The 7,551-nt window shown below is 59.0% G+C and carries 11 protein-coding genes; 4 read left to right on the top strand and 7 right to left on the bottom strand.

Translation table 11 applies throughout. The features are described from left to right. Positions 1 to 127 precede the first annotated feature (127 nt). From CDN36_RS22300 to CDN36_RS22325, 6 genes are all read right to left on the bottom strand, one after another. The gene (locus tag CDN36_RS22300; protein ID WP_287497960.1) at positions 128 to 481 is read right to left on the bottom strand and encodes a DUF1566 domain-containing protein; all 354 of its coding nucleotides are present in this window, start codon (positions 479 to 481) and stop codon (positions 128 to 130) included. A 79-nt stretch (positions 482 to 560) separates the two neighbouring features. Beyond that, the gene (locus tag CDN36_RS22305) at positions 561 to 1,100 is read right to left on the bottom strand and encodes a hypothetical protein (RefSeq protein WP_287497961.1); all 540 of its coding nucleotides are present in this window, start codon (positions 1,098 to 1,100) and stop codon (positions 561 to 563) included. Between the two features lies 1 nt (position 1,101). Continuing rightward, positions 1,102 to 2,016, bottom strand: coding sequence for a ParB/RepB/Spo0J family partition protein (locus tag CDN36_RS22310; protein WP_287497962.1), 915 nt, complete (start codon positions 2,014 to 2,016; stop codon positions 1,102 to 1,104). Positions 2,017 to 3,239: 1,223 nt separating this feature from the next. Further along, positions 3,240 to 3,695: an Lcl C-terminal domain-containing protein gene (locus tag CDN36_RS22315; RefSeq protein WP_287497963.1), complete on the bottom strand. Its 456-nt coding sequence runs from the start codon at positions 3,693 to 3,695 to the stop codon at positions 3,240 to 3,242. Between the two features lie 501 nt (positions 3,696 to 4,196). Then, the gene (locus CDN36_RS22320; protein ID WP_063598210.1) at positions 4,197 to 4,829 is read right to left on the bottom strand and encodes a BRCT domain-containing protein; all 633 of its coding nucleotides are present in this window, start codon (positions 4,827 to 4,829) and stop codon (positions 4,197 to 4,199) included. A 54-nt stretch (positions 4,830 to 4,883) separates the two neighbouring features. Then, positions 4,884 to 5,573 (bottom strand): XRE family transcriptional regulator, encoded by a 690-nt coding sequence (locus CDN36_RS22325; protein WP_287497964.1) that lies wholly within the window; start codon positions 5,571 to 5,573, stop codon positions 4,884 to 4,886. Between the two features lie 29 nt (positions 5,574 to 5,602). Between CDN36_RS22325 and CDN36_RS22330 the strand changes: the two genes are divergently transcribed. From CDN36_RS22330 to CDN36_RS22340, 3 genes are read left to right on the top strand one after another with little or no spacing between them, the layout of a single operon-like run. After that, a complete protein-coding gene (locus CDN36_RS22330; protein ID WP_287497965.1) occupies positions 5,603 to 5,845 on the top strand; it encodes a hypothetical protein in 243 nt (80 codons plus the stop codon). Next, positions 5,842 to 6,192, top strand: coding sequence for a hypothetical protein (locus tag CDN36_RS22335; protein WP_287497966.1), 351 nt, complete (start codon positions 5,842 to 5,844; stop codon positions 6,190 to 6,192). The genes CDN36_RS22330 and CDN36_RS22335 overlap by 4 nt, the downstream gene beginning before the upstream one ends. A gap of 10 nt (positions 6,193 to 6,202) precedes the next feature. Beyond that, entirely contained in the window at positions 6,203 to 6,343 is a 141-nt protein-coding gene (locus tag CDN36_RS22340) for a hypothetical protein (RefSeq protein ID WP_287497967.1), read from the top strand. A gap of 4 nt (positions 6,344 to 6,347) precedes the next feature. Here CDN36_RS22340 and CDN36_RS22345 read toward each other — a convergent pair whose 3' ends face one another. Continuing rightward, entirely contained in the window at positions 6,348 to 6,611 is a 264-nt protein-coding gene (locus CDN36_RS22345) for a hypothetical protein (protein ID WP_125899279.1), read from the bottom strand. A gap of 125 nt (positions 6,612 to 6,736) precedes the next feature. Between CDN36_RS22345 and CDN36_RS22350 the strand changes: the two genes are divergently transcribed. After that, positions 6,737 to 7,330, top strand: coding sequence for a toxin YdaT family protein (locus tag CDN36_RS22350; protein ID WP_025249600.1), 594 nt, complete (start codon positions 6,737 to 6,739; stop codon positions 7,328 to 7,330). Positions 7,331 to 7,551 lie beyond the last annotated feature (221 nt).

Below are 7,551 nucleotides of genomic sequence, written 5' to 3' on the forward strand. Positions count from 1 at the left end.
ATGCGAATCTCGGTTCCCTTTGCCTGTTCCTTGAATCGCTCGATCAGTTGGCCGAGCTCGGTATGTTTGGCCTCGATGGCCTCAAGCGTGATCGTCATTGCATGCTCCGTTCAAATGGTTGAATGACTCAATTTTTGAATCTGCGGACGGCCACCGCGCGCAACCGGCCGTCCTGGCTGCCGTAGTACTGGTCACCATTGAGGAAGTCCTGATACCAGGCGAAGCCGTCACCGGCATCCTCGTTACTCCAGTAACCAGCCTCCTCGAAGCGGTCCTTGTGCTTCGCGAATGCGATGGCCTGCTCGGGACGCGACATCAGATCGGCGCCGAGGGACTTCGCCCACTCCATCTGTTCCTGCCATTCGCCGCGCTCGTTGTTGATTGCAACGATGACGGTATGCTCGACGTCGCCATTCGCATCGACTATGCCGCAGAGATAGGTTTCGCCGTCATTGAGTTGCGGGATTACGACCTGAGTCATGGATTGCTCCTGTTGGTGGTTGATCCCGGCTATTCACTGCTCAGGTAGCAGCTACGGCTGCCGGGGAAGCCTCGGGAATCTATGCGGATTGCTTCGTGTCGGTGGGCTGCTTGACGTACTCGCGCCAAGGAACCCAGCCACGAGGCGTATGGAAGCCCCAATTGCGCTGCCACGGCCCCATGATGAAAAGAGACCACGCTTCGCCGCCGTCGGGGATTTCGAGGCGGTGCCGGTCGGTCGCGCGGCGGAACACGATTGATCCGGGGCCACGCCAGACGCGTCGATATCCGCGCAAGAGGATCGTTTCGGGCCGGGAATCCCACTTGGCGGGCTGCTCCTGCTCGGTCGGCATGATTTCCCAGTAGCCGCCCAGCAGTACGATTGAAATGCTCCACCACGGGTGATCGTGAAGATCCCGGCCGGCGTCACTGCGGAGTGTGTTGTGTACCCGCGCACCCCAACTGGTGTCGCGCCGACCGTTCTCGGCGACGCTGGCATCGTGCCCGCGGGGCTTCTTGACCCACCAACGGCGCATATAGCCGCGAAGGTCGAAGTAGGGCGTGCGCTGGGCGTAGGCGATGATCGCCCGCGCCACGATCTTCGGCATCCAGATTCGCATATCAAGCTCCGGTGGCAGGCGTGGCCGGCGCGGTGGCGGCGCTGATATCGGAATGGGCGGCGAGCAACTCGCGAAGTGCCTTTGCGCTTACCGTCACGGGAAAGTCAGTTTCGCTATTGGCTATTGCCTCTCGTTCCGCGTCGGGCAGCGCGGAGACGAAGGTGCCAATGCGCTCGACGTATGTCGTCACAGCCTTGCGTGAGTAGGACTTGCCTTTGATCGATCTGGCGGTGACTTTCTTCTTCCCGCCAGCGGATGCCTTCTCAAACTCGCCTGACAGGAACGCACCGGCCTGTTCGCCATACTGGCGGACGGCATCTGCCGCGACTGATGCCGAGGTCTTCCCGGCAAACACCAAGCGGTGAACGTCGGAGTTGGCACCAGCAAGCACGAGCATCTTTCCGACCCACTGGGGCGAGACGTGATCGGCCTGTGCAATGCGCGGGTTGTCCCAACCGAAGCGCGCAAGACGCTGGTAGCCGAAAGCCTTTTCAAGCGGGTGCAGTTGCCGATTCTTGTTGCTCGACAGGATGCGAACGGTTCGGTCCGCATCGTTGCCGTCGAAGGCGTCGATTCGAACCATCAACTCGCCGTCACGATCGCGGAGCGGTGCGCCGGCTGCGTCTGCTCGCCCGATGGCCGCATGGCGCCGATGCCCGTCGACCAGCCACACGCCACCTTCGGCGCGGGGCCGAACCTCAAGAGCCGGGTATTGACCGCCGGCCATGATGTGGCGGAAGAGGCTATCGTCATCTTCCTTGGCCTTCTCCAAGGACTCCCCGTCGAGCAGGTCCAGCGCCGCGCGAAGATTGAAGCCGGGTTCGACGTGGATATCCTCGTAGCGGATCTTCATTGCATCCGCGCGCCGGATTTCCTTTTCGTTGATCTTCTGTTTGAAGGACGGTGTGGCGGTCATTTATTTCCTCGTTCGCGGTCGACGTCGGAGCGCCGCTATGCGTCGGATTTGATGTAGAAGGCGAGAGCGGCGAGCAGGATGGGCGAATGCCTTTCGAGGGCATCGCGCAAAGCCTGCTTGGCTTCGATTTCGTCGTGGTAGCGTGGCGAACCGGGGTGGGCGGGAAGTGTTGGTCGAGCGTGCCGGTCGTTCATGAGAGGGCGAAGCGTCTTCCAGGCCCGTTCCGCTGCTGCTCGTTTTGCGGCTGACCTCATACGCCAGACGTCCACCTCACATAAAGGCAGGAGATGAGCAGAACAGCCCAGATCGTCCAGGCGGCACCGCGGTGACGGCGAATCCATCGGTCGGCGGCGTTGACCGTTCGAATGAGAAATCGATCAAGCATGGCGCGCCTCAGATGGAGGCATCGCGATACCCGAGTCGGTATGCGAGGTCATTCGACTGGCAGGGCGTGCCGCGCATGGCGTCGCGCCAGCCCGTCTGGTATTGACGAATCTCTGCTGCAAACATTGGAATCCTCCAGGGAGGTAGGGAGGCCCCGGCAGAACGCCGGGGCGTTGCGGCTATAACCATGTCCGCCATGGACCTGTGAGCGGTCAGGCTCGCTCTATTGCTTGAATTGGGCGCAGCGCGGCGGCACCTAACCGTAGTCGATCGGCACGGCGCGGTTAAGGATCCGTCGAATACGCTGGGGCAGCGCTTGCCCTGGGCGCGGATAAGCTGCCGCTCGCGCCCATAGGAGCGGCAGCAAAATCAGTAGTAATGGCATGAGATTTGAATCGGTGAAGAGAGTGGCCAGCGCTGATCTCCGGCTATCAAGCCCCCGTGCACGGGCGTGTTCATTCACCCTCAAGAGAGCAGACCCTTCCAGCAACCGGGGGACGGTGTACGGGCTATTTAACGTCGCCGCGCCGACGCGGGTCTGCTCACTTGAAGGTGCCCGTCTCTCCGGGCCGTCACGCATGTCCGAACGCCCAAGTCGAAACCGGGACGCCGCACAGCCATCGTCTCGCGCATCAGCGTTTGCGCCTCATTACAGGGATGGCTCCCGCAACGACTAAGCCGACTCGTCGTTTGTTTGCTGTTTTATAGACAGTTGGTTGTCAGCCCGGCAGCAGAAACTTGAATTCAGGTGCCGCACTCTCGCGGCGGTCACGCCTGCATCATCGGGGGCGTTCCCTCTCCGGGGAGGTGTTCTTTGCCTCGGTCAAATGACAGAATGACTAAATGGGCAACCTGCGGACGGCCACCGCGCGCAACCGGCTGATCTGGTGGTCGTAGTACTGGCCACCATAGTCGAAGGTCTGACACCAGGCGAAGCCGTCGTCGGACTCATGTTTCTGGTTCGACCAGTACGCCCGCTTCTCAAAGCGGTCGCGGTGGTGCGCGCAGAGCATCGCCTGCTCGATTCGGTTCGGCAGATCGCCGCCAATGGACTTCGCCCAATCGAGGGCGTCGGTCCAATTCTTCTCGACATCGCCGGCAAGGAGAATGATGTGATGGCCGGTTCCGTCGGCATTGGTGATCGATCCGACGTAGGTTTCACCGGCAGCCAGCGCGATCCCCTTTTTGCTCGCGGTCCCGAGAGTCTTGGCGATGTATGCCTCAAGCAGATCCTGCTTCGGCACCGTCAACTGCGCAGTTCCGACTTCAAACGTGATGCTGTCTCGTGCGGTCATGGATTTCTCCTCGTGTATATGGTGCGGCTCTCGGAAGAAAGCCGCCTCAGATACAGCGTTCGCAGTGCGCGGGCGGCGCTAACGCCTGCCTGCGCACTGCTGGGTGATACGTACTGCGCCGGGATTCCAACCGGCATAACCATTTCTACTCTTGGCCGTCTACGCCTCACCCTCTTCACCGTTAACCGCGCTTTGGCGGACTGGATACGGCAGGGACACCGCGCAGAGCTACGGCCATGCCCGTAGATGCGATTGAGCCGGACGAACACCCCACGTAGGCGGGTGAGCAACATCGGCTAGAAAAATTGTCAAGGAGCGATCCGGCTGGGCCGGTGGCGCAGCGAAGTGCGCTGCGTTGAGACGAATAATTGCACAAGAAAAACTAGCATGCAAGAAAAACTAGTATGCGTGTCGATGCGAAATTTGGATCGCTAATCGATTTTCGATAGCTCAAACAAAAACGGCCCGCGCTGCGGACCGTTGATGAAATGCTTGATGGACTTAGATGTGGTCTGCCCAGTGCTGCTCAGTGACGATGACTATAGGAACTCCGCTCGTGGCGTATTCAACCGCCTTTTTTATTTTCGTTCCGTATGTCGAATGCAGCCAGTCTCGCGATCCGATTTCGCCAATTACCAAGTAGTTCAGCTTCTTCGTGATACCGTCAGTCGGCAGGCCCCCGCGAGCGCTTACTTGGGTATGGCACCAGTCGCGCGTGCCCGAATAGAACTTTCCGGTAAAACAGAATGTACGGCCTTGGAATTCAATCTCAGGCGGCGGGTTAGTGACCGGCAAGGACGTAGAGTTTGACGATTCGCCCGCGTTCTGTGAAGAGTTGCCGCCAACCGTTGAGAGCATAAGCCCCAGAAGCTCGCCTTCCTCGCTGCTATCTAGAAACCCATCGGAAAGCGCCTGTTCGAGCCGAGGGTAGAGCACGTTCGCCGGCCATTGCGTAGCGACGTCACGATTGCTGTCGAGCCATTTGAGAACAAACTCGGCCTCTGAGTGTGAGATCTCGCCGTCAGCAATGACGCCTTTGACGATGCCTATGAGCTCGTCGATTTTCCGTTCAGCGACGGCTTGCGACCGAAATGCTAGATTGAGCGGCTGGCCTTGCGAATCAACTGCGGACATTGTGCACCCCGTAAGAAGTTGGACAACATCCGATTTCGACCGCTCACGCGCGCATCAGAGTTTGAAGCCCACCCAGAACGCCCGCCCGAGAATGTCAAAATCAGGATGATCACTATCGAGTGGGATATCGGAGTAGGCGCCACTTGTATTTTCGGAGCGTGCCACGAACCCTCCGCCCCTTACCTTGTATAAGCGCTTGACCAGCAATTTTCCGTCCTGGCGAATTGCGTAGACCTTTCCGTTCACGACAGTCGTATCGGATCGATTCACGAGGATCGTAGAACCGTCTGGAATAAGCGGCTCCATGCTATCGCCCTTCACTGTCACGGAGACCGCGCTATCTGGCGTGGCGCCAGCCGATCTAAGAAAGTCGGCACGAAACGACAGGCGGCTCTTTTCGTCTTCGCTTTCAACCACATGGCCGTGGCCCGCAGACAGCTTGACATCAAGCCGCTTGATCGTCACGAACTCCTGATCTCCTGCAGTGGCCTCTCCGCCAGTCATCAGAAAATCAACCGTTGTATGCAGCGCGTCCGCGACGGCCTGCAGTCGCTTGCGTTGTGGTGCCGTCTTGCCGTTCTCCCACTGCTGAACCGTCTGCCATGACACGCCGACCGTAGAGGCGAGCGTCTCCATCGAAATTGACAGCTTTTCGCGAAGAGCTTTGATGCGGGCATGAATTGAGTTCATGCGCGCGAGGTTAAACACAAGACGGCCTTGTGTCATTGCAGGAAAATCTTGCATGCTAGTTTTTCTTGTATTAGGATTTGCCCATGACCAATGCTCACAACATCTCTCGCGCGATCAACAACTTGGGTGGCCCGGTGTCCGCCGCAAAGGTGTTGGGAGTTCGCAACTACCAAACCTTGCAGCAGTGGGTTCGGAGTGGGTCGGTTCCCGCGAAATACGCCAAGGCATTCGAAGACAGATCTGGGGTATCTCGGACACTGCTTTGCAAAGACTGGATGTTCTATTGGCCCGAGCTGGCCGGCGGCGCTACTGGAGAGAGCAAATGACGAACATCGCGAAGGTGAGTATCGAAGTCGACGGCGCCGGTCGCGGTCACGTGGACGTTGATGGCGTGCGAATTCCGCGCGTGCAAAGCGTGACAACTCGGGTGGTAGCCGGCGATCAGGCGGTTGTTTCGCTCACGTTGGCGATCGCCGGTACCGCACAAGTCGAGTACGCCGGCGCCTCGGTTCAGATTGACGGCGTGGTGATGCCGGAATCGCTTGAAATCTCGCTGTGGCGATACCTGGCAAAGAAGCATGGCCGCGAGATCGACGTTACGACGCTGGATTCGATCTCGCGGGAGTTCAGTTGCAATTGTTCCCGCCCCGGCGGCCTTCAATACCGTGGATAGGAGTTTCCAAGTGAAGCGAATGTATGCCCGCTTGCTACTGTGGCTCATCCGGCCCGCATTGAATTTGCGGGCCGACCAAGAGGCGAAGTTCATCGCCGACCGCATGGACTGGCTGCATAGCCAGACTCCGGCGAATCGGATCGATGCGTGAGTGATTACCAGCCGTTTTTGGCGCGTGCGCGGCTGAATATTTGTGAGATTTCTTTCCGATAAACCTCGCCAACTTCCGCCGGTGCCGCGCTGTTTCCCAATTGCCAGATGGATGAGGCGAGCAGGTCCCGCTCGAAACTGTTGAGCAAGTCTCGTCCATGCGGCATGTCGCGCACTGCAAGTGCCATTGAGGCTGCGATAGCCACTTGGTGAGCGATAGCGACAGTCAGTTGCGTTTGAAGGTTCTTTCCGTAGGTTGAGTCGTCCATGAGTACCCCGATGGATGTTGAGTTGTACGAAGTGAAGAGCGCACAGCTTAGCACCGTCGGGGGACTCGCCAGATTTGAGTAGAGGTTGCATGCGTATCACTGTAGGCGCACGAGGAGAGAAATACATGCGAAACGAATCGCACAAAACGAAGCTTGCGATCCTGTCGGATCACGTCGACGCGTGGCGCCAGCGCGCGGGCAGCCGCGAGACCGTCGCTCTGCAAATCGTTGAGGCTCACAGAGCGTGGGGCGGTGATGCGCTGCCGCGACTTGAGTTCGACATGTCCGGCGACGCGTTCACCGCTGCGAAGAACGCGGCGGATCGGATTTTCCGGTGGCTGGATGACCGGACGAAAGACACGAACCTGCTGCCGGCGAACTTCGAGCGCTCGATCTTGGCCGCCATGCCGGCAGACATTCGCCTGTCATACCTGAACGCCTGGCTTGCGCCGGTAGACGTATCGGTTCGTGTGCGCACGCTCTTCGATAGCGATGAACTCAGTCCGCAGCAGATCGTGCAGTCGATTGTTCATGCGAATCACAGGACGGAATCCGACGCTACCGACCTGCTGGACGGCATTGACCCGGGTGAGCTGCCACGTTTGCACAACAGCCTGATCAACGACATTTCGGTGAAGAAGTCGTTAGTTGGCGCAGTCGAGATGGCAATGCGGACCACCGGTGAAGCCCCCATCGGGCTGGAGGGCGCGGCGAAGTGAGCGAGAAAGCCATCAAGTCAGAAGTTGCCGACGGTACTTCGTCACCGCCCGTCGACGCCCAGTCGGAGTTCTATTCACGTCTCGCCCGCGCGAGCTTTGGTCCCGATATCGGGATAACTGCCAACATCTGCATTATTGATCCGGCCCCTGTGAACTTGTATCAAGCTGCATAGCGAACAGGGCCGTGCTCGAAATACTTGCGAATTCGTTCGGGCTGGCGT

The sequence above is a fragment of the Pandoraea sp. CB10b_02 genome (genome assembly GCF_002216225.1).
In the GTDB taxonomy this organism is placed as follows: Bacteria; Pseudomonadota; Gammaproteobacteria; order Burkholderiales; family Burkholderiaceae; genus Pandoraea; species Pandoraea nosoerga.